General features: G+C 55.3%; 1 protein-coding gene. It reads right to left on the reverse strand.

Annotation, left to right across the window (positions count from 1 at the left end; translation table 11 throughout):
- The coding region (locus L5220_RS14175) for a pentapeptide repeat-containing protein (protein WP_499574295.1) at positions 1–2090 on the reverse strand (2090 nt) is incomplete at both ends.

Below are 2090 nucleotides of genomic sequence, written 5' to 3' on the forward strand. Positions count from 1 at the left end.
GCCACTGAGGTTAACACCGCTGAGATCGACAGTTCCCACTAAACTGCCACTGAGGGTGGCACGGCTGAGGGTAGCACGGCTGAGGTTGGCTTCAATCAAGTCAGCGCGGCTAAAGTTTGCTTCCGTGAGCTCCACCTCCCGCAGATTTGCCCCACTCAGGTTGGCTCCCCGCAGTTTGACATCTGCTAACTCTAAGGAAGATAAGTCGGCTTTCGCCAGTTCAGCACCCGTAAGATTCGCTTTGGTCAGATTGGCCTCACTGAGCTTAACCTCTGTTAGGTCAACGCGACTGAGATCTGCGCCGTCCAGTAATGCCCCCTGTAGATTGGCGCCTTGGAGATTCGCTCCCCGTAAATTTGTACCCACTAACTTGGCACGGCTGAGGTTGGCTCCCCGCAGGTTCGCCCCACTCAGGTCAGCACGGCTGAGGTTGGCTTCCGAGAGGGTGGCACGGCTAAAATTAGCTCCAATTAAACGGGCACGGCTGAGGTTGGCTTCAATCAAGTCAGCGCGGCTAAAGTTTGCTTCCGTGAGCTCCACCTCCCGCAGATTTGCSCCACTSAGGTTAACACCGCTGAGATCGACAGTTCCCACTAAACTGCCACTGAGGGTGGCACGGCTGAGGGTAGCACGGCTGAGGTTGGCTTCCGAGAGGGCGGCRCGGCTAAAGTTTGCTTCCGTGAGCTCCACCTCCCGCAGATTTGCCCCACTCAGGTTGGCTCCCCGCAGTTTCACGCCGTTAAAGACAAGGGCACTGAGGTTGGCCCCACTCATATCTGCCGCTGTCAAGTTCACTCGGGTCAAGTCTGCCCGGGATAAGTTAGATCCTGAAAGGTTGGCATCCGCAAGGTCTGCGCCACTGAGGTTAACACCGCTGAGATCGACAGTTCCCACTAAACTGCCACTGAGGTTGGCACTGCGCAAATCTGTTTGACTGAGATCTGCGCCGTCCAGTAATGCCCCCTGTAGATTGGCGCCTTGGAGATTCGCTCCCCGTAAATTTGTTCCMATTAAACGGGCACGGCTGAGGTTGGCTTCAATCAAGTCAGCGCGGCTAAAGTTTGCTTCCGTGAGCTCCACCTCCCGCAGATTTGCCCCACTGAGGTTGGCTCCCCCTAAGTTGACATCTGCTAACTCTAAGGAAGATAAGTCGGCTTTCGCCAGTTCAGCACCCGTAAGATTCGCTTTGGTCAGATTGGCCYCACTGAGATTGACCCCTTGCAACCCAAGTCCGCGCAGATCGGCATTGGCTAAATCCACACGAGTCAGATTTGCACCCTGTAAAATGGCTCCCCGGAGGGTGGTTTCCGCCAGTTCAGCACCCGTAAGATTCGCTTTGGTCAGATTGGCCTCACTGAGCTTAACCTCTGTTAGGTCAACGCGACTGAGATTTGCGCCACTGAGGTTGGCCGCCGTTAAATTGGCACCCGTGAGGTTGGCTCCCCGTAAATTTGTACCCACTAACTTGGCACGGCTGAGGTTGGCTCCCCGCAGGTTCGCCCCACTCAGGTCAGCACGGCTGAGGTTGGTGTCGGATAAATTTGCGCCGCTGAGGTTGGCTCCACTTAAATTAGCACCGCTCAGGTTGGCATTACTAACATCGGCTTGAATTAAATCTACCCGCATCAAATTTGCTTGGGTCAGGTCGGTGCCGTGAAGGTTCGTTCCTTGMAGATTGGCCTCACTGAGCTTAACCTCTGTTAGGTCAACGCGACTGAGATTTGCGCCACTGAGGTTGGCCGCCGTTAAATTGGCACCCGTGAGGTTGGCTCCCCCTAAGTTGACATCTGCTAACTCTAAGGAAGATAAGTCGGCTTTCGCCAGTTCAGCACCCGTAAGATTCGCTTTGGTCAGATTGGCCTCACTCAGGTTGGCTCCCCGCAGTTTCACGCCGTTAAAGACAAGGGCACTGAGGTTGGCACTGCGCAAATCTGTTTGACTGAGATCTGCGCCGTCCAGTAATGCCCCCTGTAGATTGGCGCCTTGGAGATTGGCTCCCCGCAGGTTCGCCCCACTCAGGTCAGCACGGCTGAGGTTGGTGTCGGATAAATTTGCGCCGCTGAGGTTGGCTCCCCCTAAGTTGACATCTG

Source organism: Synechococcus sp. PCC 6716 (assembly GCF_022570815.1).
In the GTDB taxonomy this organism is placed as follows: domain Bacteria; phylum Cyanobacteriota; class Cyanobacteriia; order Thermosynechococcales; family Thermosynechococcaceae; genus Thermosynechococcus; species Thermosynechococcus lividus.